Raw genomic sequence first — 23,200 nt, 5'->3', positions numbered from 1 at the left:
TCCTCATTCCGCACGAACTGGATTGAACGCGTCGGCTAGAACAACGCGCACATCGCCATGGGGGGGGGGCAAGTCCTTCGTGACGATACCGTTGCGGGCAAGTGCCTCATTTGTTGTGACGGCCACGTATCGCACGGCATATCTCGTGCTGCTGTGATCCATGTTCGCCAGCACCAGACCCCGCGAGAGGGAGTGCAGGAAGGCGAGGTCGTCATCTGAGTTGTTCAACTTCCGCTTGAAGCCAAGGATGGACTTCAGGACCCAGTCGCGGCCAAGGTCGAGAGTGAAAACGCGTTCGGGGCCATTCTGAGTTTCAATCAACTGCTCGGTCCCAAATAGCCCGAGTCCATCGACCCTCTGGCCATTGAGATAGAGCAGATACTGATACTCCGTATGGCTCGGATCTTCTGGGGGGCTCGCAGGCAGGACCCGTGGCGCGGTGATGGTAACGCCACGTTGACGATCGACTGCAGAGCCAGGTTGACGCTCGAATGCTAGCGGCATGATTGATCCTTCAATGATTACTGTTCTCGAGCGATGGGCTCCGGAGATTCCATTGCATCCCTGAGTGGACTATACGACCCTCGATGTAGCTGCTCTATGCGACCCAATCCCAATTCTTCCGTATTGTTGCGTCGTTCACACATTCAGCAAGCTGATCCCGTCACTTAGGCCACCTCCACCTGCCCCCGATCCCACCTATGCCATCATCCGCCCAGGACCGCAGCACCCATCAAGGCTGAACAGGCATGGAGCAGGCAACACGCTACACCGCAACCCTTTATCTGGCCGCGCCCGGCACCCCGTTGAAAAGTGGGGGCATCTCGCCGCGCGGCCACATGTACCTGCAGGTCGCTGCGGGCGACGAGGCCCACAGCTACGGCTTCGCGCCACCGCACCACGCGCCGGGCGAAACCCCCACCGGCGTGCAGTACGCACAGGTGCGCCACGACGATGCCGACGAGCATCTGGACCCGTACTACAGCCGCACCCTGGAAATCACCGAGGAGCACTACGGCTGCCTGCGTGATTTCGCCGAGGAACCCGCCGAGTTCGAATTCGATGTGGATCGCCCGGCCACCATCAACCGCTGCAGCGACTTCGTTTGGGCGGCCCTGCACTACGCCGGGCTGCATCCGCTGCCGGCGCCGCTGGATGGCAGCAGCAACCTGGGCGAGTTCGCGGTGCTGTTCAACCTGCCGGAGATCCAGTGCATTGCGGCGCCGTTCCCGGGCAGCGATCTGAATGCCGAAACCCACCACGCGATGCCCGAGCGCGAGGCCGAGCATCATCGCCAGGGCGACCGTGCCAGCGATGAGCCGCCGCCGACGCCGATCGAAGTGGCTGGCACGCTGCTGGACCCCTCACATCCGGACCATCGCCTGTTCTCGCAGCTGATCCAGAAAGTGGCCGAACTGGATGCCGCGCACGGTCGCCCGTTCGATGCGGCCAGCCAGCGCATCAGCGCCAGCCTGCTGGTGCTGGCCAAGCAGAACAATCTCTCGCGCGTGGACCACGTGCTGCTCAGCCGGCCGACCCAGAACAGCCATGCCGCCGAGAGCATCTTCATCGTGCAGGGCGACCGCAACGACCCGGGGCACCGCCGCGCCAGCATCGCCACTGAAGTGGCAGCCAAGACGGATGTGGCCGATTCGCTGCGGTTGAAGGAGCAATGACGCGGCCACTGCGGCGGGGGGCGGTGGTACTGGCGGTGCTGGGCGCGCTGGCGGCATGCCGTGCGTCACCAGCGCCAGAGGTTGCGCCGCCCCTGCTGACGCGCGCACAGGCCGAGGCACGCACGGTTGTGCCGTTCACGCGGGTCGTGCAGTTGCAGAAGGTCGGTCGGATTGCTGAGGTCACGTTTGATTTGCCGGCGCCCCAGAAGCCGGCCATTCCGATCCTGAACATCGGGTTGCGGCTGCAGGATACCGATGCGCGACGGCTGCTGGATGCTTCGGAGAAGATCACGCTGGGACGGCTGCCAACGCGGCTGCGCCTGGAGCGTATTGATGGCGGTGCACCTGGTCCTGTGCAGCTCTGGCAGCGTACTCGCGATGGACGCGATTCTCAGAAAATCGGGGAGGATGGCGTGGTAACAGACCTGACGACGGGGAGCGTGGACATCAACAGCTTGGCCGAGGCCGGGTTGTACTCTGAAGAGGTGCTCTATCGCACGTTGCAGTTGGCGCAGGTCGGAGGCATTGCACCCGGGCGCTACGTTCTGCGGGTGGACCTTGTGGAGGATCGGCCCCGGCTGGAAGGCCTGAAAGCAGAACTGATCGTTGGCTACCAATCACTAGGAAAGTAGACATGCACAAGGACGATGCCGAACGCTACAGCGTAACCATTCATCTGGCGGCCCCCGGCACGCCGCGCTACGGCCGTGATGCTGAGGGAAACAGGTTTCTGCTGGAGCCATCGTTCGCGGGGCACATGTTCCTGTCGCTGCGCCGTTCGGGTGAACCCTTGCCGGAGAGCATTGGCTTCACCCACGCAGGCACCAAGGACGAGCCGAACAGGGGCAAAGTCGATGACATGGATGTGTTGGTCTACGACAAACCCCGCTTCGAGCGCACGATCGAGATCAGCAAGGCGCAGTACGACCGCATCCTCGAGTTCTCCGCGGACCCGAAGAAGCACGGCTTCGACATGGAATACGACTTCTTCTCCAACGCGTGCACCGACTTCGCATGGGGTGCCCTGAACCACGCAGGCCTGCGCCCGGTCGGGCTGGCCGGGGAGATCAGCAACTACGAGGGCGCTACCAGGGTCCTGGACAACATCCGCGCGGTCAGCGCCATTCCGCAGCAGGTGAAGGGCAGCGAACTGGACAAGGTGCAGTGGAACCCGATGCCGAAGCAGACCTTCCGCGAGTGGATGTTCACCGAGAACGGCGAGCAGTGGCGCGGCAACAGCACCCTCGCGGCAAGCGGCACGCCCGCAGACCCGGCGCACGACGATCATGCCCGCCTCAACCAGATCCACCAGCAGGTGGCCGACCTCGGCGCTTTCGGGGCGCGCAACGGCAATGTCAGTGCCAGCCTGCTCGCGCTGTCGAAGGAGCAGCAGTTCTCGCGCGTGGACGAGGTGGTGCTGGGCGAGCAGCGCGGTGATACCGCACCGAAGCTGTTCATCGTGCAAGGGGACCGCAGTGACCCGGCACACCAGCGCGCCGGCATGCCGGCGGAGGTGGCTGCGCAGGCACCGGTGGAGGCCTCGTTCGATCGGGTCGCGCAGTTGCAGCAGAATGAGCCGCAGCGAGACGCGCAGCGCCTGCAGGAGGAGCAGCAGCTTCAGCGGAGCCACGGCCCACGGATGGCATAGCGGCGGGCGCAGCATCGAGGTCGAGCGTTGGCCATGCCCGCGCCGGCGCACGCCACGCCCCCCACCTGCTACCATTTCCCCGCATCCCCAGCCAGCCCACCCCGCGCAGACAGATGCGGGGCGGGCCGTCGCAGTACGGCCCAGCGAGCCAGGACACCTTCCCGTGCCCATTCAAGGACGCTCGCATGTTCCGTACTCCTCTCTTCCGCTCGGCCGCCCTGGCCGTTGCCGTTTCGCTCAGCCTCGGCGTGCCCTCCGCGTTCGCCGACAACGCGCCCGCCGCCAGTGCCACCACCGCCGTGCAGCGCCAGGCCGTGGCCAAGGGCCTGTACGAGCTGGCCTACAGCCCGAAGCAGAACGCCGTGTTCGTGGCCTCGTCCGGCGGTTTCGGCGATGACGCCGGCCCGGCCCAGGTGCTGCGCCTGAACCCGGCCACGCTGGCCGTGGAAAACCGCATCCCGCTGGAGCGCAAGGCGTTCGGCGTGGTGCTGGATGACGCCCACGACCGCCTGTACGTGGGCAACACCGTGGACCTGTCGGTGACCGTGGTCGACACCGCGCAGAACAGGGCCGTCGGCACCATCCAGCTGATGGAGAAGAAGACCGGCAAGGACGGTAAGGCCGCCTACACCCACGACCTGCGCGAGCTGGTGGTCGACAGCGCGGCCAACCGCCTGTACGTGACCGGCCACAGCAGCCAGCCGGACGTGAGCAGCGTGCTGTTCGTGATCGATACCACCACGCTGAAGGTGATCAACACCATCGACGGCCTGGGCAATGCCAAGGCGCCGGGCCTGGCGCTGGATACGGCCAGCAAGCGCGTGTACACCAGCAACCTGCTGGCCGAGCTGGTGGTAGTGGGTACCGATTCGAACAAGGTGGTGGCGCAGCACAGGATCGCCGCCGAGCAGCCGATGAACATCGCCCTGGACCCGGCCGGCAAGCGGCTGTTCGTGACCGACCAGGGCTCGGAATTCCTGCGTGGCTACCAGGCCAAGAGCAGCGGTTTGGTCAGCAAGCATCCGGGCCAGCGCGTGCTGGTGCTGGACCGCAGCACCGGCAAGGAACTGGCCAGCATCCCGACCGACGCCGGCCCGCTGGGTATCCTGCTGGATGCACCGCGCAAGCGCCTGTACGTGACCAACCGCGAAGCCGGTACGGTGACCGCATACAACAGTGACAGCTACCAGAAGGTGGCCACCTACACGGTGCCGACCCACCCGAACAGCCTGGCGCTGGATGCGAAGAACAACGTGCTGTTCGTGAGCATCAAGAACGGCGAGAAGGATGACAAGGGCGCTGACGAGAGCGTGGCGCGGATCCAGCTGTAACAGCGGTGCACAGGCTGTAAATGCAGGGGCAGGGCGCAACGCGCTGCCCCTATTTCATGTCGCAGCGTTTACCCCAGCCGCGGCGCGGGGTTCTGCATTTCCTGCGCCTGCGCCTCAACCTGCTGCTGCACACCCAACCCCAACTTCTGCATCGACTGCTCCACCGGCGTCTGCGCCGCCACTGCGGTCGGCATCATCGCGCGCAGGTGCGCCGGATTGGCCGGGTCGCCCTGCACCACGAAGATGTTGTGTCCGGCCGGGTGCTGGGCCGTGGCGTTGCTGACCAGCACGTGGTCGACCTGCTGCAGGCCCTGTTCGCGGGCGAGCACGGTCAGGCTGGCGGTCAGGCGTTCGCTGGTCTGGTCGAACGCACGGCCATGCTGGGCGTCCAGTGCGGCCACGCCCTGGCGGATCTGCTGGTTGAGGCCATAGTCGGGGTGGTTGGGGGTGATCTCTGCCATGGCGATCGAACGGTAGCGGTGGGTCGGGGTGAACCCCGCCAGTATAGATCCAGCCCGTGAAGCGCACCCGAAGGATCAGTCTGCCGGCCGATGGTCGTAGCTGATCACCCGTTCGGCCAGCCAGTGCCCGTCCACGCGGCGCCAGACCTGGATGAAGCGGGCCTGGCCGGTCCAGCGTTCCACGCCGTCCTTGCCGCGCTCGTAAAAGCGGTGGTCGCCGATTTCGAGCGCCCGCTCATCGTGCAGCGGAAACACCTGCAGCGAAGATTCCACCAGCTCGCGGCGCAGCTGCCAACCACCCTTGCGCGCGCTGCTGCACAGGTTGGCCACGCTGTGGCGGAAGTCCTCGCGGCTGCTGGCCGACTTGCCATCCTTGTCATGGAAGAACTCCATGTCGTCGGTCGTCATCGCAGCAGCCTTGTCGGCATCGCAGGCCTCGAAGGCCGCAGCGAACAGCTGGGTATCGGCCTGGCGGATCTGCACGCGCAGGCTGTCGGCGGGCGCTGGCGCGACAACGAGGCCGGCGGCCAGCAGGGGCAGGGTGGGCAGCAGCATGGCGAGGCTCCAGGGAGGGTTCACGCAGGCTCGCATGGCGTTTGGGCCACTGCAGCCGGCTTCCGACGAAACGGCCCTGCCACGGAATGAATGCCCATATTGGCGGCCCGGTTCCAGCCTAGAGGCCGTTGCCTGTGCAGGGGATGTCATGAGCGACCGGGATTCCCTCACAGCCGCCACAGGTGACGACCACTAGCCTGAAATCCTTCCCTTCCACAGGAGCGCCCATGCCTGCTTCCCGCATCCGCCTGCACGTTGAAGACACGGGTGGCGATGGCCGCCCGGTCATCCTGATCCACGGCTGGCCGCTGTCCGCCGATGCCTGGAAGACGCAGGTGGCGATCCTGCGCGACGCCCGGTATCGGGTGATCAGCTACGACCGGCGTGGCTTTGGCCGCTCTGACAAGCCGGCCGAAGGTTACGACTACGACACGCTGGCGGCGGACCTGGCGGGGCTGATCGAGGAACGTGACCTGCGCGACGTCACCCTGGTCGGTTTCTCGATGGGCGGCGGTGAGGTGGCGCGCTACGTGGCCAACCATGGCCAGGATCGCCTGCACAGTGTGGTGTTCGCGGCCGCTGTGCCACCGTTCCTGCTGCGCAGCGACGACAATCCGGAAGGTCCACTGACGCAGGCCAAGGCCGATGAAATGCGCAGCGGATTGGAGAAGGACCGCGAGGCGTTCTTCGATGGCTTCACCCGCGACTTCTTCAGCGGCAACGGCCAGTTGATGGTCACCGAGGAGACGCGCCAGGCGGCGATCGCGCTGTGCCATCAATCCGACCAGGCGGCGGCGCTGGGCTGCATGAAGGCGTTCGCCACGACCGATTTCCGGGATGACCTGAAGAAGATCACGGTGCCGACCTTGATCCTGCACGGCGACAGTGACGCCATCGTGCCGTTCGAGGGCTCTGGCCAGCGTACCCACAAGGCCATCAAGGGCAGCGAAGTGGTGATCCTGGAGGGGGCGCCGCACGGCTGCAACACCAGCCACGCCGACCGCTTCAATCTGGCGCTGCTGAACTTCCTGAAGCGGTAAGCTGCGGCGATGCGCGAGCCAAAGACACCCCCGTGGAAAAAGCCCAGGCCCAAAGGGCAGACGTCGCAACCGCTGTCGGATGCGCAGAAGGCGGCGGCACGGCAACGTGCCGAGGAGAACGGGCGGCGGTATCCGAACCTGGTGGACAACATGTGGGCGGCGAAGCTGCCGCGTGGGTCGTGATTCACAGGCTGGGTGGGGACGTGGTGTAGCACCGAGCCGATGCTCGGCTGGCGCGCGCAGCGCGTGCCGTCCGGGGAAGGGGCAAAGGGCAGCCGAGCATGGGCGCGGCGCTACGGGCCGGGCAGTGGCCGCCAGCCCGACTCCCGCCATGGCGCTACGTCGCGCCGCCGCACGTTGATCGCCTCGACCGGCAATCCTGCCTGTCGCGCCAGTTCGGCACGCAGAACGTCGCTGTCCACCGGCAGCGCGATGGCCACCTGCAGGCGATCACCCTGCAGCCGTACCTGCACGGGTACGACCGCATGGGCTTCATGCTCGCCGCCGGTGCGAGCGATCGGATAGCGCATCGCTACGGGCCTTCCCAGGTGTGCCAGTACGGGGCGCCATGCCTGCAGCACGACAGGCTGTGCTGCTGCGGGAACCCGCACCTCGATGATTGTTCCCGGGTAGCCCGTGACATTGCCCACCATCACTTGGAAGCGCGCGCCATCGGGGATGGCGACCACAGTGGCGGCCAGCACGCCTATCGACAGGACAGCTGCGGCGAGGCGCCAACTGCGCGGCGCGGCGGCGGCGCGGGTCGCCGTGCGCAGCCCCGGCTTGCGCCGCAGCTTGCGCGCGTAGATGCGCCGATCCTTCCTGCGCGGGCTGCTGCTGTGCGCCGGCAGGTTCAACGGGACGCGTGGCAGCCGGGCGACGCGCGCGTCGATCAGGCGCGCGAGCAGCCACCACGCGAGCACGAATGCCAGCAGGGGCAGCAGCGTTCGTATGATCAGGTACAGCATCACCATCGGGAACACCAAGGAAAATTCGCATTCAAACAACCGTGCCATCGTAACGGCGCTGCGTGGTGTGTGTCGCATCCGCCAGCCGACACGTGCGAAGCGCTTGGTTAGGATGGCTCTTTGCTGTCATGGATGAACCGATGAGCGCCGCCACCTCCCGAATCCGCCGCATCTGTGGGCAGGGGCCGATCCTGTTGATGCTGCAGTGGGTCGCGCTGCTGTCTGTGGTACTGGCTGCCGGCTTCTTCCATTACCGTGTGGAGCTGTTGCTGGAGCCGGTGACGGTGGCCTGTGGCGGCCCGGACGCGCACGCGCGATTGAAGGTTGCCGAACAGGTGATGGCGCGTGCGGGCGCACTGGATGACTGGCAACCCCTGGGCTGGATTCCATGGGCAGGCGTGGTGCTGGCGTTGCTGGGGGCCATGGCGGTGTGCGCAAGCCGTGCGCTGTGGCTGCGCGATCGGCTGCGCACGGCGAACGTGGCGCTTATGGTGCTGCACGGTGGTGCACTGGCTTTGGCCGGATGGGTCCTGCACCTGTACGAGAATGCGTGGAGCAATGTGGCGCGGCTGTCACCCACGGCGTGCCTGGTGGAGCTGGTGTCGGAGGGTGATGTACCGCTGGAGCAGGCGCAGCGCGTGGTGTTCCACATCCTGACGCGCGTGAACGCGCCACTGCTGCGCAATCCGGATGATCTGGCGCTGGTGTTGACGGTGCTGTTGTTGGCCGCGATGGCCGGTGGCGTTGCCCTGTGGCGCGCGATCGCGTGGGCCCGGGCGGGCTGAGCACGCTCGGCGGCGCGCGGCAATCGCGCTACAGTCGACGCCTCGCCACTCCAGGGAAGACCCGATGCGCTTGTTGCTGCGTGCGTTGCCGTTGTTGCTGTGTTCGCTGGCCGTACACGCCGCCGAGGTGGACCGTCGTATCGCGGTGACCATCGATGATCTGCCATGGGCACGGCTGGACCAGATCGTGCCGCCGGATCTGCAGGCCCGGCACGAAGCGTTGATGGCCCAGCTGCGCGAGGCCGGCGTGCCGGTGGTGGGCTTCGTCAACGAGAACAAGCTTGAGGTGAATGGACAGGTGCAGCCGGCGCGGGTGCAGATGCTGCGCGACTGGCGCGATGCGGGCTATGTGCTGGGCAACCACACGTACTCGCACATGGATCTGAATGCGAAGGGCGTGGCGGCGTTCCAACAGGATTTCCTGCGCGGCGAGACGGTGCTGCGGCCGCTGCTGGCCGAGAAGGGACAGGCGCCACAGTGGATGCGCCACCCCTACCTGCGCGCCGGGCGCACTACGGATGAGCGCATGCAGATGGACGCGTTCTTCAAGCAGCATGGCTACCGCGTGGCGCCGGTGACGGTGGACAACGGGGAATGGGTGTGGGCGTTCGCCTATGCCAACGTGATGAACGAGCAGGCGGATTCGCCTGCACGCGAAGCGACGCTGGCGCAGCTGCGCAAGGGCTACGTGCCGTACATGCTGAACAAGCTGGACTACTACGAGAAGCAGTCGCAGGCGCTGCTGGGGTACGCGCTGCCGCAGGTGTGGCTGATGCACGCCAATGAGCTCAACGCGGCGACCTTTGCCGAACTGGTGGCGGCCACGAAGCGCCGCGGCTATCGCTTCATTTCACTGGACGAAGCGATGCGTGATCCAGCGTATGCGCGGGGTGCGGAAGGCTACAACGGCCGCTATGGCCCGAGCTGGCTGCATCGCTGGGCGATGGCGGAGAACAAGCCGAAGGACTTCTACGCCGGCGAACCCGAGGTGCCGGCGTGGGTGATGAAGCTGGCCAAGGTCGACTCGGAGTGAGGCTCAGCGCTTGACGGCCAGCACGCCGTCGAGCGCCAGTTCCGCCTTGAAACCAGCCTTTTCCAGGCGTTTGGCCACTTCACGCGGCACGTCGCGGCCGCTGGTCAGCTTGTTCGGCGCGCCGGTGTAATGGAACAGGCGACCGCCCTTGCGGATGACGCGGGCGAGGTGGTCGTAGAACACCTGCGAGTACAGCTCGCCGGCGATGCCGAAGCGCGGTGGGTCGTGCAGGATTGCGTCGACACTGTTGCTGGCCACCTGTTCGATCTGCTGCGAGACGTCACCGTGGCTGAACTGCAGGCGGCCACCGGCGGCAGCAGAGTCTGGATCCGGCGACCACGGGTTGAGCGTGCGCAGCCACATCACATCGGCGTTCTTCTCGAACGAACGGATCTGGCCGACACCGGCCTCCAGCGCGCAGGCGGCGAAGTAACCGAGGCCACCGCAGGTATCGAGGATGACCTTGCCGGCCGGGGCGACCAGCTCCACCTTGCGGCGCGCATCCTCGAACGGCGACAGCTTGGAGGTCGGCAGCATCTTGATGCCGTCGATCTCGAAGGTCGGTGCGCCCCATTCGGTCGGCACCAGCTTGATCAGCGAGCCGCTGTAGCGCGAGATCGGCGCGAAGTCCTCGCCATCCCAGTAGTACAGCGTGCGGTCCTTCAGCTTGCCCGGCCACGGGTAGGGCTGGCCCCGGAAGTGGAAGCTGTCCGCATCCAGCGCCACGCTGTCCTGGCTGCGGCCGAGGTCGAGCGAGCCCTGCCAGTCGGCGGCGCCCTTGTCATGGGCACGGCGCAGGGTGTCGGCGCTGTCGCGGGTCAGCAGGGGGCCGGTGTAATGGGGCACGGTGGGTACCGGGGCGGTTCGGGGGAGGGCATGGTACCGCAGCTGTTGCCGGGGCCACGCGTGGCTGCCGCAGTAGATCCACGCCCTGTGTGGATGCAGACGGGAACAGCCGGGCGTGGGCGCGAGGCTACCGCTGGCTGGTGCAGCTATAGCCGTGCGCGGTCCCTTCCCCCGCGATCATGCCGACGCCACGCGACGGCTGCATGCCCTGCCGCGCGCACGATTGGCGATGGACCTCCTGGGTTTGCGGTGGCTGCCGATCGAAGTCGTAGCGCATGCGGCCGTCCTCCTGCAGCAGCCAATGCACGGTAACGCGCTCATGGCGACCATCACCGAGATCCCAGTCCAGGATGCGCATGATCAGGGTCTGGCCATCGGGCAGCTGCCGGACTTCGTCATAGGCCCCCTGAGACTGTATTGCACCGGCCATCAGCAGGAGGGGCAGCATGTTCCAATATCCAAGACTGAATGTCATTTCGTCAGTCCTTTGCCAGTGAGTAGATGGCGTTGATGCATGGACGAGAGATGCCCTGCCTTTGGGCATGGGCATCTCCCTCTAGGAGCTATTGAGCGAAGATCGTCCCTCTATTGGTGGCACATTGCTTGGGGATGCAGGTCTCCATCATGGTGTTTGCAAACTTGGACTGCGAAAAATAGCAATTGACGCCAAACTGGGTTCTGCCTCTGAACGGCCCAGCGTAGTGGTCGATTTCCTGTGCAATACAGCGTCCATTGTCCACGCTGAGGGTTGAACGTCTCATGCCGCCAATAGAGCTCTCCCAACTCCCGCTCCCAATGGGAAAGATATTCTGACCAACGGGTACCCGACCACTTGGTGCAGTCGCCGTTGCCCAATCAATACTGTTCACAGGGTCGGCAGGGGGCGCGGGATCATCGCTGTAGCAAGACCAGCCGGTGGAGGGACCCGACAACGTCATGGTCCCGCTTGAGGGTGTCATTTCCATCGACTCGCAATAGGCTTGGTGATAGAGCTGAGTGGCTCTACTCTGGTCTTCATAGCGATAGCTGAGTCTCCCAAAATCATCTTGTTTCAGGCGCTGTGTCACGTCCACGATGCCGCCATTGAAGTCTGGCCAGCTGCTTGTCCTATCTACGCTGACACTTCCGTCTGGATTCGCGACTACGACATCTATGCTTAGGCGCTCGCTAGCGCCAATCGCGGTCGCGGGCAGAAAGGCCGCTATCAAAAAGGCGAATTGCTTCAACTTCATGTCTCAGCTCCTCTTTTGGGATGGAGAGCTGATGCTGAACTGAGTTCTGGTCGCCCGACGAGATACCTATCCAGTTATCGTTGTTTTGAAACTTTTCTTATGTTTCAGACTGTTAACCACGAAAGAAGCTGTAGCAAACGTCTGCTCAAATGCACTTCACCGCATACACCGGCCCGGCCCCGATCAGCATCAACGCCATGTAGTCACTATCGCTGGCCTTGCCCTTCAACGTCGCGTCCTTGTTGAAGTGGAAGATGCCGAAGCCACCGGCCATGCGGATCAACGCGCTGTCGATCTGCTCGGCGTCATCGCGGAAGTAGCGGCTGATCTCGCTGCGGGTGGCCCTGTGCAGCGCATTGGGCTCGCGCTGCCACTGGTCGCCGCGGCTGAAGGAGACGAAGTACTGGCCGCCTTCCTTGTCGATGCGGAAGTCGGCCGGCTTGCGCGCGCCGGTGGCGAAGCAGCCCTGCAACGGGTCGGCGCTGAAAGGAAGCCCGGCGTCACCACTGCAGGCGGTGAGCAGGAGGAGGGCACCGGGCAGCAGCAGGCGGAGCGTGCGCATGGGATGTCCCTACAGGGCAGGTGCGGCTAGTGTAGGCGGCATGCGGGCGTGGCCCGTACAGAAATTCGGCAAGGACACAGGGGTTTTCGGATGGCGCAGGGCAAGGCACCGTGGTGCGGCGTGGCCAGTTGGCTGGGCATTGCAGTGGGGTGGGGGGCAGGCACCGTGGCGGCACAGGCGGCGGTCGCTGCGGGTGGCAATGGCATGGCCGCAGGGCTGGGCGTGGGCGTGCTGGGTGCGGCGCTGGTGGGTGGCGGCCTGGCCGTAGCCTCGCGCGTGCGCGGTGAGCGCTGGCCATGGATCGGCATCGGCGGTGCAGTGCTGAGTGCGCTGCCGCTGCTGATGTACCTGCTGCGGATGATGCTGAAGCTCTGACTGTAGAGCCGAGCCCGTGCTCGGCTGATGGCCTGCGACAGCCGAGCATGGCTCGGCTCTACAGATTCGACCGCAGTCGCGCAGGATCAGCTACGGTGGATCTCCACCGTTACGTGCACCAGCTCTTCATGGATCGCCAGCGCGTTGCGCACGGTATCGGCATCCAGCGTGGCGTCACTGGTGACCACGCTGGCGCTGACCGCGTACTTGCCGCGACCCACCTGCCAGACGTGCAGGTCGGCCAGGCGCGCCGGCCACGGGCCCTGTTCGATCACTTCGCGCACTTCGGCCACCACCGGCGCGTCCATCTGCGCGTCGAGCAGGATGCGGCCGCTGTCGCGCAGCAGGCCGATCGCCCACACCGTGATCAGAACGGCGCCGACCAGGCCCATCACCGGGTCCAGCCAGGTCAGGCCCAGCAGCTTGCCGCCGAGCAGGGCGATGATGGCCAGCACCGAGGTGGCGGCGTCGGCCAGCACGTGGACGTAGGCCGAGCGCAGGTTGAGGTCATGACCGTGCGCATGGGTGTGATCGTGGTCGTGGTCGTGGCCGTGGTGGTGATGCGCGTGGCCCGGGCTGTCGTGCAGCCACCAGGCGCATAGCAGGTTCACGCCCAGCCCGACCGCAGCGATGGCGATGGCTTCGTTGTAGTGGATCGGCGCCGGTACCCACAGCCGCTCCAGCGATTGCACCGCCATCAGCGCGGCGACGCCAAGCAGGGCGATGGCGCTGGTATAGCCGGCCAGGATCTCGATCTTCCAGGTGCCGAAGGCGAAGCGCGGGTCGAGCGCGTAGCGGCGCGCGCAGCGGTAGGCGAACACTGCCAGGCCCAGCGCGAGTGCGTGCGAACTCATGTGCCAGCCGTCGGCGAGCACGGCCATGGAGTTGAACCACCAGCCGCCGACAATTTCCACCAGCATCATGCTGACGGTGAGCCACAGGGCGCGGCGGGTATTGCGTTCGGCCAGCGGGTTGCCGTCGTCGAAGCGGTGTTCGTGGCGACGGGCGGCGGCGAGGGCATCCAGGTGCATGGGAAGACCAGAGGGTGGAAGGATACCCCCATAGGGTATACGATGCGCCCATGGCCCATGTACACACGAATCGAAAGCAGCTGCTGACCCGGGTACGCCGGATCGGCGGCCAGGTGGCGGCGTTGGAGCAGGCGCTGGACAGGCCGGAAGGTGAGGTCGGCGACTGTGCGGACGTGCTGGTGCAGGTTGCTGCGGTGCGCGGCGCCGCCCACAGCCTGCTGATGGAGCTGCTGCACGAGCACCTGCAGGAACATGTGGTCGGCGCCGACGACCCGCAGCAGCGGGCGGCCGAGGCCGAAGTGCTGGTCGAACTGCTGCGCCGCTACGGCAAATAGCAAGGGTAGTGCCGGCCGTCCGCGGTGTTCATGGGGTTGCCGGCCAGCGGCCGGCACTACCCGTGCCGGTGCCGCGCGTTCCAGATATGCGTGGCGGCCAGCAGCAGGCTGCCGATGACCGTCATCGGTGTCTCCCAGTCGTGCGAGGGCAGCGCCAACGCGCCGGCCAGCAGCAGGCCGAGCCCCGCGCCGGCGGTGGCCCAGGCCAGCACCGGCAATGGATGGCGGCGCTCGGCACGCCACAGCGCGTAGCCGGTCAACGGCAGGGCGATGGCCACGAACAGCAGGTGGACCCATTCCGCTTCGGCCCAGCTGCCGAACAGCGGCAGCGCGGCGGCAAGCAGGGGCAGCGCCAGGCAGTGCAGCAGGCACAGGCTGGACAGGGCGACCGCGCCGGCATCGAGCAGGGCGGCAGACGGCGACTTCATCGGGGGACGTTCCTTGCGCAGATAGTGTTATACAGTAACATTTCCGCTCCGCAGCCAACCCGCTCCGACATGAACACTGTTTCCCGCGCCGACCGTCGCCTTCCGGTCACCGTGCTGTCCGGCTTCCTCGGGGCCGGCAAGACCACCCTGCTCAACCAGATCCTGCGCAACCGCGCCGGCCTGCGTGTGGCGGTCATCGTCAACGACATGAGCGAGGTCAACATCGACGCGCAGCTGGTGCGCGAGGGCGGCGCCGAACTGCGCCGCACCGAAGAGACGCTGGTGGAGTTCAGCAATGGCTGCATCTGCTGCACGCTGCGCGATGACCTGCTGCAGGAAGTGCGGCGCCTGGCCGACGCCGGTCGCTATGACTACCTGTTGATCGAGTCGACCGGCATCGGTGAGCCGATGCCGGTGGCGGCCACGTTCGCGGTGCGCGACGAGCAGGGCTTCAGCCTGAGTGACATCGCGCGCCTGGACACGATGGTGACGGTGGTGGATGGCAGCGCGTTTCTCGCCGACTTCGGCTCGACGTTGCGCCTGGCCGAGCGTGGCCAGCAGGCCGGGCCGGATGACGACCGCGGCGTGGTCGACCTGCTGTGCGAGCAGGTCGAGTTCGCCGACGTGATCGTGGTCAGCAAGGTCGACCAGGTGGATGACGAAGTGCTGCAGGACACGCTGGCCGTGCTGCGCGGCCTGAACCGCGACGCGAAGCTGCTGCTGTCCCGCTTCGGTGACGTGCCACTGGCCGAGCTGCTGGACACCGGCCGCTTCGACTACGAGCGTGCGCAACGTGCGCCGGGCTGGGTGAAGGAACTGCGTGGCGAGCATACGCCGGAGACCGAAGAGTACGGCATCGCCAGTTTCGTCTACCGCTCGCGGCGACCGTTCCATCCCGCGCGCTTCGCCCGCGCGCTGCAGTCGGGGATGCCCGGCGTGATCCGCAGCAAGGGCTGGTTCTGGCTGGCCAACCGGATGGACTGGGTGGGCGAGCTGAACACCGTGGGCGCCGCGACGCGAACGCAGGCGGCGGGGTTCTGGTACGCCGCGCGTGATCGCGTGCGGGCTGGGCTGGAGGACACCGCGCCACTGCTGCCGCCCACGCCGCTGCCGTACAGCGACCTGGGCTGGGCGCGGCAGCAGGCCGACTGCTGGAGCGCACCGTTGCCGGGTCTGGAAGACTTCCCGGATGCGGCCGCGCATTCGGCGATGCAGCGGCTGTGGCACCCGCTGTGGGGCGACCGCCGCCAGGAGCTGGTGGTGATTGGCGTGCACATGGATGAGCGCGCGGTGCGTGCGGAGCTGGACGCGTGCCTGCTCAACGACCAGGAACTGCGTGCGGGGCCGCTGCTGTGGCAACAGCTGCCGCAGGCGTTCCCGGTGTGGAAGCGGTGACGGTGCACTGAGGATCCATGGGTTGCCGGCCAGCGGCCGGCACTACCCCTGGTCGATAGGCCATGCATGCATCCACGCATGGCCTATCCTGTAGAGCCGAGCCCATGCTCGGCTGCTGCAGTAGGTCCACGCATGGCGTGGATCTACAAGGCGTCACGCCACTGCCACCCCCCGGTGCCCACCTGCAGCACGTGGGTCGGCCGCAATGCCTGCAGCAGGTGCCGGTCGTGGCTGACCATCAGCAGCGCGCCCGGCCATGCCGCCAGCAGTTCTTCCAGTGCCTGCAACGCGCTCAGATCCAGCGCGTTGCCCGGCTCGTCCAGCAGCAACAGCTGCGGTGCGGGATCGGCATACAGCACGCTGGCCAGCGCGCCTTTCACCCGTTCACCATCGCTGAGGCTGTGGGCTGCGCGCTGGATGCGCTGTGCGTCCAGCCCGAGCAGGGCCAGTCGTGTTCGCAGTTCGCTGGGGTCGGCACGCGGGTTGGCGGCCTGCACGGTGTCAAGGATGCTGCACTGGCCGGACAACCCCAGCAGCTGCTGGTCGAGCAGCGCCAGAGGTGCATGGCGCTGCACGATGCCGCTGCGTGCAGGCAGCTGGCCGGCCAGCACGCGCAGGAGCGTGGACTTGCCACTGCCGTTGTCACCGACCACGGCGATGCGCTGGCCGCGGCGGATCTCCAATTGCAACGGTGCACTGCAACCCTGCGGCAGCACCAGCGACTCCGCCTGCAGCAGACGTGCGTTGCCGCGTTCACCGTCACCGGCGAACAGCGCCAGCTCCGGCGCGGCGTGAACTGCCGAAGCCGCTGCGCGCAGCTGGTCGGCGCTGGCCTGCAGACGATCGGCCTGTACCTGTTGCGCGCGCCTGCGGCTGGCCTCTGCACGCTGTTTCTGCCGGCCAAGCAGGATCGGTGCCTGGTTGGCCTGCTTCGCATCGCGATTGCCACGTGCCTGGCGCTGCAGCTGGCGTTCGTGCTGCTCGCGCGCGCTGCGCTGTTGCTGCCGGTGCTGGGCGCGGGCGTGGTCGAGCTGTGCGGCGGCCGCTTCGCGTTCGGCGGCCCGCGCGTCGGCGTAGTGCTGCCACGGGCCGCCATAGCGATGCAGCCCGCGCGCGTCGAGCTCGACGATCTGCTGCATCTGCGCCAGCAGCTCGCGATCATGGCTGATCACCAGCAGGCCGCCGCGCCACTGCTGCAACCGTTCGTACAACTGTTGGCGATGGCGGCCATCGAGGTGGTTGCTGGGTTCGTCCAGGATCAGCCAATCGGCGCCGCTGGCCCAGGCGCCGGACAGCGCCACCTGCATGGCCTGGCCGCCACTGAGAAGCGCGGCGGGTTGGGCGGGATCGAGATCGTCGGGCAGGCGGAGCGCCTGCCATTGCTGCTGCAGGCGCTCGCGCAGATCCCAATGGTCGCCGACGCAGGCGAAGTCGGCCTCATCCACGCTGCCGGCTTCGATGCGTTGCAGTGCGGCCAGTTCCGCGCCGACGCCGGCCAGTTCACCGACCGTGCCGGCGGGTGGATAGCCGGGCGTCGGCAACAGGAACACGCGGCCGCTGCTGCGCACCTGCCCGTTCTCTGGTCGCACCCGACCGGCCAGCAGGCGTGCGAGCACGCTCTTGCCGGTGCCATTGGCACCGACCAGGCCGGTGGCGACCGGATCGAAGGAGAACGACAGATCGGAAAACAGCGGGCGGCCGTCGGCCAGCCGATACGACACGCGATCGAGCGTGAGGGAATGTGTGGTCATGCGACCTCCATGGATGCCGGGTTCTCCCCTGCGCGCAGGGGCGGGAAGAGTCAGGCCGTCTTTTGGGAAGACGGCGGCATCAATGGCGCATTGGTCGCGAGCCTCTGGGAGGAATGAGCGGGCAGTATAGCGGCAGTGGCTGAATGGTCAGGTGTGCGGCCGCCGGGCATGGCCCGGCGCTACCGATGGTCGGGCGGTTCTGTAGAGCCGAGCCGATGCTCGGCTTCCTTTCGCCGCGAGACGCATCCACGCATGGCGTGGATCTACGGCACGGTGTCCAGGCGGGCGCCGACGAAGTCGATGAACACCCGCAGCTTCGGCAATACGTGTCGGCCCGACGGCCACAGCAGGTGGAAGGTGCCGCAGGAGTGCACATGATCCTCCAGCACGGTGACCAGGCGGCCGCCGGCCAGCGCATCGCGCACCGAGTGCACCGGCACGAAGGCCAGGCCGGTATCGCGCAGCGCCAGCGCCACCCGCGCCTCGATGGTGTTGGCCACCATGTGCACCGGCAGCTCCTGCGGTGTTTCGTGGTCGGGCCAGTGGATCGGCCACGGCTCCAGCTTGCCTGTGCTGGGGAAGCGATAGTGCAGCAACGTGTGCTGCAGCAGGTCGGCCGGCGTGCGTGGAACGCCGCGACGCTGCAGGTAGCCCGGCGAGGCGACGACACGCCGCGGGAACACCCCCAGCCGGCGCGCGTTCATCCGCGAGTCGCTGGGTTCGCCAACGCGCAGCACCGCATCGAAACCTTCCTCGATGACATCGACCAGCCGGTCGCTGAAATCCAGGTCGAGGCGGATGTCCGGATACGCGGCCATGAATTCGGCCATCAACGGCAGGGTGAGGTCGCCTACCAGTGGCAGGCTGATCCGCAGCGTGCCGCTCGGTGCAGCGTGCGGTTGCGCCAGTTCGGTGCGCGCGGCATCGCGTTCGTCGAGGATGCGCCGGCAGCGCACCAGGAACAGCTGGCCCTCGGCGGTGAGGGTGATGCTGCGCGTGCTGCGGTGGAACAGGCGCACGCCCAGTGCGTGCTCCAGCCGCGCAACGCATTTGCCTGCGGCCGATGCCGAGATGCCCTGCAGGCGCCCGGTCTCGACGAAGCTGCGGGTGTCGGCGGCGTGGACGAAGGTCTGCAGGTTGGCGAGGTTGTCCAGGACTGACATGGGCGTACCGGCAATGAAAACGGCAGGGTAGGGGCGGGTGATCGCGGCACGCGGCGCGGCCGTCGCAACACTGTGGTGCGGGGCCTCGGGCAGCCCTTGCGGCGTTCCAGTTCCGGGCATCATGCCGATTGCGGACTGCACGGTCCATGATGCCCGGAGCGGCAACCGGCTTTTTGCGCCGCGTCGTGCTGCCTAACGTGGCGGGCCTATCCCCACGGATCACCGCGATGAATGCCGCTCTTTCCCTTGAACCTGCACCGACGCTGCCTTCGGTGCAGCGGCTGCTGCAGCAGGTCCACCCGCTGCGCCTGGTCGGTGCGGTGGTGCTGGTGCGCGAGCACGGCGTGCTGCGCCATGCCAGCGCGACCGGGCTGGCCGATCGCGAGTCGGCCAGGCCGATGCAGCGCGATCAGCTGTTCCGGCTGGCATCGGTCAGCAAGCCGTTGCTGGCCACGGTGATCCTGCGCCTGGTGGCCGAAGGCGTGCTCGACCTCGACACACCGGTACAGCGCTGGCTGCCGGACTTCCGCCCGGCGCTGGCCGATGGCCGCACGCCGCCGATCAGCCTGCGCCAGCTGCTCAGCCACAGCAGCGGGCTGGGCTATCGCTTCCTGGAGGCTGATGCGGTGGGGCCCTACGCGCGCGCTGGGGTCAGCGATGGCATGGACGCCAACCCGCTTTCCCTGGCCGAGAACGTACGCCGGATCGCGCAGGCGCCACTGCTGTTCGAGCCGGGCAGCCAGTGGCTTTACTCGTTGGGCGTGGACGTGGCCGGTGCGGTGGCCGAAGCCGCGACCGGTGAAACGCTGCAGGCGCTGTTCCAGCGTCTGCTGGCTGCCCCCTTGGGCCTGCGCGACACCGCGTTCGCCACGCGCGATGCAGAGCGGCTGGCCACGCCGTATGTGAGCGACACGCCGCAGCCGCATCGCCTGCAGGAAGGCGAGACGGTCGCGCCGTTCGAGGGCACGGTCGGCATCGAGTACAGCCTTGCGCGTGCCACCGACGCCAGCCGGTTCGCTTCGGCCGGCGCCGGCCTGGTCGGTACCGCCGATGAGGTGATGGCGGTGCTCGAGGCCTTGCGCGACGTACAGCGCTCTGGCCTGTTGCCACTCGCGCTGGCGGAGGAGATGGCCACCGGGCAGGTGGGCGAACAGGGGCCGCCGGAACCGGCCGGCTGGGGCTTCGGGCTGGGCTTTGCGGTACTGCGCGACGCCGCCGCCAGCGGCACGCCACAGCGCGAAGGCACCTGGCGCTGGGGCGGTGCCTACGGGCACAGCTGGTTCGTCGACCCGTCGCGTGGGCTGAGCGTGGTGGCGCTGACCAACACCCTGTACGAAGGGATGGATGGCGTATTCGTCGATGACCTGCGCGATGCGATTTATGCCGACCTGGGGGCAACGCGATGAGCGGCCATGCCATCGATGCCGCCAGTCCGCCCGGCGAGGCCACGCGCCTGCCGTGGGCGGGCCTGCTTGCCTTGGCCGGTGGCGGCTTCATCACCCTGTTGACCGAGACCCTCCCGGCGGGTGTGCTGCGGCCGATGGGCGAAAGCCTGGGCGTGAGTGATGCGGCGGTCGGCCAGCTGGTGAGCGTGTATGCGCTGGGTTCGGTGATGGCTGCACTGCCGATGACCGCGCTGACCCAGCGCCTGCCACGGCGTCCGCTGCTGCTGGCGGCCATCGCTGGCTTCGTGGTGGTCAATACGCTGACGGCGTTGAGCAGCAGTTACGCGCTGATCCTGGCTGCGCGCTTCCTGGCCGGCGTGAGCGGTGGCCTGCTGTGGTCGCTGGTGGCCGGTTATGCCGCGCGCATGGTGGTGCCGTCGCTGCAGGGACGGGCCATCGCGGTCGCGATGGTCGGTTCGCCGCTGGCGCTGTCGCTGGGGGTGCCGGCAGGGACGCTGCTGGGCCAGCAGATCGGCTGGCGCTGGGCGTTCGCGCTGATGAGCGTGCTGGGTCTGCTGCTGCTGGCCTACGCGCGCTGGGCGTTGCCTGCGCTGCCGGCCGCTGGGGCCGGGCAACGCACTTCGCTGGCGACCGTGTGGCGCCTGCCCGGTGTACGCAGTGCGCTGCTGGTGATGGCGCTGTACGTGCTGGCGCACAACGTGCTGTACACCTATATCGAGCCGCTGGCGGTCGACGCGGGTGCCGGTGCTTGGCTGGACCGGCTGCTGCTGGCGTTCGGCATGGCGGCGATTGTCGGCATCGTGATTGCCGGCTGGGGCGTGGATCGCCACCTGCATGCGCTGGTGTGGGCGGCGGTGATCGGCTTCATCGTGCCGGTGCTGGCTTTGCTGGTGTGGCCTGGCGTGGCGAGCGCACTGCTGCTGGCGACGATCCTGTGGGGCGTGGCGTTCGGCGCCGTGCCGACCCTGTTCCAGACCGCCTTGGCACGGCGCGCCGGGGCCGCTGCGGACCTGGCGCAGTCGATGCTGGTGACCGGCTGGAACCTGGCCATTGCGGCCGGCGGCGTGGCAGGCGGCGTGCTGCTGCAGGCCAGCGGCCCACGCCAGCTGGGATGGCTGCCGTTGCTGCTGCTGGCGGTGACCGCCGCGTGGCTGCTGGCACGGCCGAAGACCTGGGCGTAGGCGCAGGCCAAACGTTACGGAGGGGGCGGCCAGCGGCCGGCACTACCGTGGTCCACGCCATCCACGCATGGCGTGGATCTACCGAGGGCAGCGACCCGCGTTTGCCTTTGCTTTCGCTTTCTTCCGTTGATTCCGTGGCGGGACGCCGCCGCAATGTGCCCCTGGCCGGGTGGGTGGGTTGGGCAGGACGCCCAACCCCGGTCTTGCCCACCCGGCCCCACCTGATGGATCCACCGGGCGCGATCCGCCACGAGGGGCTGCGCCGTTCGCCGTCCTACTCCACTCCCTCACGCTCGATCGGCACGCTGCGCGGGTTCTGCATGTGTTCGCGTGCAGCGCCGTACTGCTGCTGCCGCTTCTGATGGAAGGCGACGAACTCATCGCGCGGCAGTGGCCGCGAGAACAGCCAGCCCTGTCCGAATTCCACATGCCGGCTGTGCAGGTAGGCCAGCTGCGCTTCGGTTTCCACGCCCTCGGCCACCACCCACAGGCCCAGCTCCTTGGCCATGTCGATGATGTGCGGCGTGACCGGGCTGGTGGCGCTTTCGGTGCCGATCGCATCGATGAATGATTTGTCGATCTTCAGCGCATCCAGTGGCAGCTGCTGCAGGTATTGCAGGCTGGAGAAGCCGACGCCGAAATCATCGATGGCCACGCTGTGGCCGGTGCGGCGGGCGGCGGCGAGCATGGTGCGCGCGCGGTCCAGATCGAGGAAGCCACGTTCGGTGGCCTCCATCCAGATCTGCTGCGGCAGGATGCCGCTGCCGGCCATGTGCCGGGAGATCATCTTCAGGGCGCGACCGCTGCTGATGTCTTCGGCGGCGAGGTTGATCGCGATGTGCGCGCTGCGGTCGGCGACCAGCAGCTCACGCATGTCGCGCACCACGTTCTCGATCACCAGGTCGGTGACGTCGGCGATCATGCCGGCCTCTTCGGCCAGCGGAATGAACAGGTCAGGGCGCACCTGGGTGCCATCCGGGCGTTGCCAGCGCACCAGCGCCTCGGCGCCGACGCAGATGCCGGTGTCCAGTTCGATGATCGGCTGGTAATGCAGGTACAGCTCGCGGCGGCGGATGGCGGTAGCCAGTTCGCCGCGCAGGGAAAGGCGGCGCCGCGACAGCCAGATCACCAGCCCGGCTCCGGCGGCGGCCAGCAGCAGGCCCACCGGCACGTACAGCCAGGCCTGTTGGCGGAAGGCCGCGGCAAGCGCGGTGCGCGGTGTAGTGGCGACGGCCAGCCATTCCTCATTGCGCGCGGTAGCGAACAGCGTGGTGTGGTCCAGGCCTTCGCCCGGGTCGCGCAGCAGTGCCTGCAGCAGGTCCGGATCCAGGCCGGGCTGTTTGGCCAGCAGGCGTCCATCGGGGCTGGCCAGTGCCAGCCGCACATTCGGGTCGGCGATGACATCGACGAAGCGGCGTGGGTCCACCAGAGCGTCGTAGGACCCATACAGGATCGCCAGCACCTGGCGTCGCCCGCTGATTTCCGGGCGCACGTCCACTGCGATGCCGGCGCCGTCGCTGGTGACGTGGTCCGGCCTGGGCTGATCCACATCCGACAGGAACGGCCCCCAGGAGGTGCAGCGCAGCTTGCCTCCTTCGAAGTAGCCCATCTGGTCAATCGATGGGGTGGTCATCACCAGGGTCTGCATGCGCCGGATGTGCTCGGGGCTGCAGGACACGTAGGCACCGGCTTCGGCGGATTTCAGCGCCGCCAGCGCCTCCTGGTAGGACAGGTCGGAGCGGCGCAGGGTGCGATCGGCGATGTCGCGCAGGCGCTGCTGTTCGACGCTGATCGCGCGGTCCCAGGTGGCGTAGGCCATGACCGCGATCGGCACCGCAGCGGCCAGCAGGGCCAGTGCGGTACCGCCGATGATGACGCGCAGGCGGCTCATGGCCGGGGCTCCAGCGGGGCGGGCGGGGCAGGGCGCATGGTCGGGCCGGTCCTTGGGCAGATGCGGCTATCTCAGCATGGCACCGGGCCGGGCGGAATGGGATCAAT

Annotated in this window: 25 protein-coding genes; 12 read left to right on the top strand and 13 right to left on the bottom strand. The window is 67.3% G+C overall.

Features of this window, described 5'->3' with window-relative positions; genetic code table 11:
- Positions 1-3 precede the first annotated feature (3 nt).
- On the bottom strand, positions 4-504 hold the full coding sequence (locus tag RCF13_RS08800) for a hypothetical protein (protein ID WP_134968234.1): 501 nt from the start codon (positions 502-504) through the stop codon (positions 4-6).
- Positions 505-749: 245 nt separating this feature from the next.
- Here RCF13_RS08800 and RCF13_RS08795 point away from each other — a divergent pair, with 245 nt between their 5' ends.
- From RCF13_RS08795 to RCF13_RS08780, 4 genes are all read left to right on the top strand, one after another.
- Positions 750-1,676, top strand: a complete 927-nt coding sequence (locus RCF13_RS08795) for an XVIPCD domain-containing protein (RefSeq protein ID WP_134968235.1) — start codon at positions 750-752, stop codon at positions 1,674-1,676.
- Positions 1,673-2,308 (top strand): hypothetical protein, encoded by a 636-nt coding sequence (locus RCF13_RS08790; protein ID WP_134968236.1) that lies wholly within the window; start codon positions 1,673-1,675, stop codon positions 2,306-2,308. The genes RCF13_RS08795 and RCF13_RS08790 overlap by 4 nt, the downstream gene beginning before the upstream one ends.
- A gap of 2 nt (positions 2,309-2,310) precedes the next feature.
- Positions 2,311-3,324, top strand: coding sequence for an XVIPCD domain-containing protein (locus RCF13_RS08785; protein ID WP_134968237.1), 1,014 nt, complete (start codon positions 2,311-2,313; stop codon positions 3,322-3,324).
- Between the two features lie 185 nt (positions 3,325-3,509).
- The gene (locus tag RCF13_RS08780; protein WP_134968238.1) at positions 3,510-4,655 is read left to right on the top strand and encodes a YncE family protein; all 1,146 of its coding nucleotides are present in this window, start codon (positions 3,510-3,512) and stop codon (positions 4,653-4,655) included.
- Positions 4,656-4,723: 68 nt separating this feature from the next.
- On the opposite strand, the gene RCF13_RS08775 is transcribed toward RCF13_RS08780, so the two are convergent.
- Together RCF13_RS08775 and RCF13_RS08770 are read right to left on the bottom strand one after the other, a co-directional pair.
- A complete protein-coding gene (locus RCF13_RS08775; RefSeq protein WP_072167701.1) occupies positions 4,724-5,116 on the bottom strand; it encodes an XVIPCD domain-containing protein in 393 nt (130 codons plus the stop codon).
- Positions 5,117-5,191: 75 nt separating this feature from the next.
- The gene (locus RCF13_RS08770) at positions 5,192-5,671 is read right to left on the bottom strand and encodes a nuclear transport factor 2 family protein (protein WP_134968239.1); all 480 of its coding nucleotides are present in this window, start codon (positions 5,669-5,671) and stop codon (positions 5,192-5,194) included.
- A gap of 227 nt (positions 5,672-5,898) precedes the next feature.
- On the opposite strand from RCF13_RS08770, the gene RCF13_RS08765 reads away from it, so the two are divergent.
- Positions 5,899-6,711, top strand: a complete 813-nt coding sequence (locus RCF13_RS08765; protein WP_134968240.1) for an alpha/beta hydrolase — start codon at positions 5,899-5,901, stop codon at positions 6,709-6,711.
- A gap of 293 nt (positions 6,712-7,004) precedes the next feature.
- Here the strand turns inward: RCF13_RS08765 and RCF13_RS08760 are convergent, their stop codons facing one another.
- Positions 7,005-7,685: a hypothetical protein gene (locus RCF13_RS08760; RefSeq protein ID WP_231352739.1), complete on the bottom strand. Its 681-nt coding sequence runs from the start codon at positions 7,683-7,685 to the stop codon at positions 7,005-7,007.
- 134 nt (positions 7,686-7,819) lie between these two features.
- On the opposite strand from RCF13_RS08760, the gene RCF13_RS08755 reads away from it, so the two are divergent.
- Positions 7,820-8,464 carry a hypothetical protein gene (locus RCF13_RS08755; RefSeq protein ID WP_081280950.1) on the top strand — a complete coding sequence of 215 codons (645 nt, stop codon included), beginning with the start codon at positions 7,820-7,822 and terminating at the stop codon, positions 8,462-8,464.
- Positions 8,465-8,528: 64 nt separating this feature from the next.
- A complete protein-coding gene (locus RCF13_RS08750; protein ID WP_134969149.1) occupies positions 8,529-9,497 on the top strand; it encodes a polysaccharide deacetylase family protein in 969 nt (322 codons plus the stop codon).
- A gap of 3 nt (positions 9,498-9,500) precedes the next feature.
- Here RCF13_RS08750 and RCF13_RS08745 read toward each other — a convergent pair whose 3' ends face one another.
- The 4 genes from RCF13_RS08745 to RCF13_RS08730 all read right to left on the bottom strand — a co-directional run bounded on the left by RCF13_RS08745 (position 9,501) and on the right by RCF13_RS08730 (position 12,137).
- Entirely contained in the window at positions 9,501-10,343 is an 843-nt protein-coding gene (locus RCF13_RS08745) for an MnmC family methyltransferase (protein ID WP_061478597.1), read from the bottom strand.
- 127 nt (positions 10,344-10,470) lie between these two features.
- A complete protein-coding gene (locus tag RCF13_RS08740) occupies positions 10,471-10,791 on the bottom strand; it encodes a hypothetical protein (RefSeq protein ID WP_134969150.1) in 321 nt (106 codons plus the stop codon).
- Positions 10,792-10,906: 115 nt separating this feature from the next.
- Positions 10,907-11,575, bottom strand: coding sequence for a hypothetical protein (locus tag RCF13_RS08735; protein WP_134969151.1), 669 nt, complete (start codon positions 11,573-11,575; stop codon positions 10,907-10,909).
- A 145-nt stretch (positions 11,576-11,720) separates the two neighbouring features.
- Complete coding sequence (locus RCF13_RS08730; RefSeq protein ID WP_134969152.1) at positions 11,721-12,137, bottom strand: hypothetical protein; 417 nt, start codon at positions 12,135-12,137, stop codon at positions 11,721-11,723.
- Between the two features lie 90 nt (positions 12,138-12,227).
- On the opposite strand from RCF13_RS08730, the gene RCF13_RS08725 reads away from it, so the two are divergent.
- Entirely contained in the window at positions 12,228-12,512 is a 285-nt protein-coding gene (locus RCF13_RS08725; RefSeq protein ID WP_005415073.1) for a hypothetical protein, read from the top strand.
- Between the two features lie 86 nt (positions 12,513-12,598).
- Here RCF13_RS08725 and dmeF read toward each other — a convergent pair whose 3' ends face one another.
- Positions 12,599-13,543, bottom strand: coding sequence for a CDF family Co(II)/Ni(II) efflux transporter DmeF (dmeF, locus tag RCF13_RS08720; RefSeq protein ID WP_134969154.1), 945 nt, complete (start codon positions 13,541-13,543; stop codon positions 12,599-12,601).
- Between the two features lie 50 nt (positions 13,544-13,593).
- Here dmeF and RCF13_RS08715 point away from each other — a divergent pair, with 50 nt between their 5' ends.
- On the top strand, positions 13,594-13,878 hold the full coding sequence (locus tag RCF13_RS08715; protein WP_061478603.1) for a metal-sensing transcriptional repressor: 285 nt from the start codon (positions 13,594-13,596) through the stop codon (positions 13,876-13,878).
- Between the two features lie 56 nt (positions 13,879-13,934).
- Here the strand turns inward: RCF13_RS08715 and RCF13_RS08710 are convergent, their stop codons facing one another.
- On the bottom strand, positions 13,935-14,306 hold the full coding sequence (locus tag RCF13_RS08710) for a MerC domain-containing protein (RefSeq protein WP_061478604.1): 372 nt from the start codon (positions 14,304-14,306) through the stop codon (positions 13,935-13,937).
- A 69-nt stretch (positions 14,307-14,375) separates the two neighbouring features.
- Between RCF13_RS08710 and RCF13_RS08705 the strand changes: the two genes are divergently transcribed.
- A complete protein-coding gene (locus RCF13_RS08705) occupies positions 14,376-15,701 on the top strand; it encodes a GTP-binding protein (RefSeq protein WP_134969155.1) in 1,326 nt (441 codons plus the stop codon).
- Between the two features lie 143 nt (positions 15,702-15,844).
- Here the strand turns inward: RCF13_RS08705 and RCF13_RS08700 are convergent, their stop codons facing one another.
- On the bottom strand, positions 15,845-17,452 hold the full coding sequence (locus RCF13_RS08700; protein WP_231352497.1) for an ATP-binding cassette domain-containing protein: 1,608 nt from the start codon (positions 17,450-17,452) through the stop codon (positions 15,845-15,847).
- Positions 17,453-17,715: 263 nt separating this feature from the next.
- A complete protein-coding gene (locus RCF13_RS08695) occupies positions 17,716-18,615 on the bottom strand; it encodes a LysR family transcriptional regulator (RefSeq protein ID WP_061478607.1) in 900 nt (299 codons plus the stop codon).
- 227 nt (positions 18,616-18,842) lie between these two features.
- Between RCF13_RS08695 and RCF13_RS08690 the strand changes: the two genes are divergently transcribed.
- On the top strand, positions 18,843-20,021 hold the full coding sequence (locus RCF13_RS08690) for a serine hydrolase domain-containing protein (protein ID WP_061478608.1): 1,179 nt from the start codon (positions 18,843-18,845) through the stop codon (positions 20,019-20,021).
- The gene (locus tag RCF13_RS08685) at positions 20,018-21,202 is read left to right on the top strand and encodes an MFS transporter (RefSeq protein WP_308141068.1); all 1,185 of its coding nucleotides are present in this window, start codon (positions 20,018-20,020) and stop codon (positions 21,200-21,202) included. The genes RCF13_RS08690 and RCF13_RS08685 overlap by 4 nt, the downstream gene beginning before the upstream one ends.
- 274 nt (positions 21,203-21,476) lie before the next feature.
- Here RCF13_RS08685 and RCF13_RS08680 read toward each other — a convergent pair whose 3' ends face one another.
- Positions 21,477-23,093, bottom strand: a complete 1,617-nt coding sequence (locus RCF13_RS08680; RefSeq protein WP_134969264.1) for an EAL domain-containing protein — start codon at positions 23,091-23,093, stop codon at positions 21,477-21,479.
- Positions 23,094-23,200 lie beyond the last annotated feature (107 nt).

Origin of the sequence: Stenotrophomonas maltophilia group sp. RNC7 (genome assembly GCF_030910085.1) — a bacterium.
GTDB lineage: Bacteria > Pseudomonadota > Gammaproteobacteria > Xanthomonadales > Xanthomonadaceae > Stenotrophomonas > Stenotrophomonas sepilia.
Note: the sequence above shows the minus strand (reverse complement) of the source record. Positions and strands in the feature narration are given on the sequence as shown.

Coding starts and splice junctions, on each gene's coding strand:
- RCF13_RS08800 (WP_134968234.1), bottom strand. CDS start 504: ATGCCGCTAGCATTCGAGCGTCAACCTGGCTCTGCAGTCGATCGTCAA.
- RCF13_RS08795 (WP_134968235.1), top strand. CDS start 750: ATGGAGCAGGCAACACGCTACACCGCAACCCTTTATCTGGCCGCGCCC.
- RCF13_RS08790 (WP_134968236.1), top strand. CDS start 1,673: ATGACGCGGCCACTGCGGCGGGGGGCGGTGGTACTGGCGGTGCTGGGC.
- RCF13_RS08785 (WP_134968237.1), top strand. CDS start 2,311: ATGCACAAGGACGATGCCGAACGCTACAGCGTAACCATTCATCTGGCG.
- RCF13_RS08780 (WP_134968238.1), top strand. CDS start 3,510: ATGTTCCGTACTCCTCTCTTCCGCTCGGCCGCCCTGGCCGTTGCCGTT.
- RCF13_RS08775 (WP_072167701.1), bottom strand. CDS start 5,116: ATGGCAGAGATCACCCCCAACCACCCCGACTATGGCCTCAACCAGCAG.
- RCF13_RS08770 (WP_134968239.1), bottom strand. CDS start 5,671: ATGCTGCTGCCCACCCTGCCCCTGCTGGCCGCCGGCCTCGTTGTCGCG.
- RCF13_RS08765 (WP_134968240.1), top strand. CDS start 5,899: ATGCCTGCTTCCCGCATCCGCCTGCACGTTGAAGACACGGGTGGCGAT.
- RCF13_RS08760 (WP_231352739.1), bottom strand. CDS start 7,685: ATGGTGATGCTGTACCTGATCATACGAACGCTGCTGCCCCTGCTGGCA.
- RCF13_RS08755 (WP_081280950.1), top strand. CDS start 7,820: ATGAGCGCCGCCACCTCCCGAATCCGCCGCATCTGTGGGCAGGGGCCG.
- RCF13_RS08750 (WP_134969149.1), top strand. CDS start 8,529: ATGCGCTTGTTGCTGCGTGCGTTGCCGTTGTTGCTGTGTTCGCTGGCC.
- RCF13_RS08740 (WP_134969150.1), bottom strand. CDS start 10,791: ATGCTGCCCCTCCTGCTGATGGCCGGTGCAATACAGTCTCAGGGGGCC.
- RCF13_RS08735 (WP_134969151.1), bottom strand. CDS start 11,575: ATGAAGTTGAAGCAATTCGCCTTTTTGATAGCGGCCTTTCTGCCCGCG.
- RCF13_RS08730 (WP_134969152.1), bottom strand. CDS start 12,137: ATGCGCACGCTCCGCCTGCTGCTGCCCGGTGCCCTCCTCCTGCTCACC.
- RCF13_RS08725 (WP_005415073.1), top strand. CDS start 12,228: ATGGCGCAGGGCAAGGCACCGTGGTGCGGCGTGGCCAGTTGGCTGGGC.
- dmeF (WP_134969154.1), bottom strand. CDS start 13,543: ATGCACCTGGATGCCCTCGCCGCCGCCCGTCGCCACGAACACCGCTTC.
- RCF13_RS08715 (WP_061478603.1), top strand. CDS start 13,594: ATGGCCCATGTACACACGAATCGAAAGCAGCTGCTGACCCGGGTACGC.
- RCF13_RS08710 (WP_061478604.1), bottom strand. CDS start 14,306: ATGAAGTCGCCGTCTGCCGCCCTGCTCGATGCCGGCGCGGTCGCCCTG.
- RCF13_RS08705 (WP_134969155.1), top strand. CDS start 14,376: ATGAACACTGTTTCCCGCGCCGACCGTCGCCTTCCGGTCACCGTGCTG.
- RCF13_RS08700 (WP_231352497.1), bottom strand. CDS start 17,452: ATGACCACACATTCCCTCACGCTCGATCGCGTGTCGTATCGGCTGGCC.
- RCF13_RS08695 (WP_061478607.1), bottom strand. CDS start 18,615: ATGTCAGTCCTGGACAACCTCGCCAACCTGCAGACCTTCGTCCACGCC.
- RCF13_RS08690 (WP_061478608.1), top strand. CDS start 18,843: ATGAATGCCGCTCTTTCCCTTGAACCTGCACCGACGCTGCCTTCGGTG.
- RCF13_RS08685 (WP_308141068.1), top strand. CDS start 20,018: ATGAGCGGCCATGCCATCGATGCCGCCAGTCCGCCCGGCGAGGCCACG.
- RCF13_RS08680 (WP_134969264.1), bottom strand. CDS start 23,093: ATGAGCCGCCTGCGCGTCATCATCGGCGGTACCGCACTGGCCCTGCTG.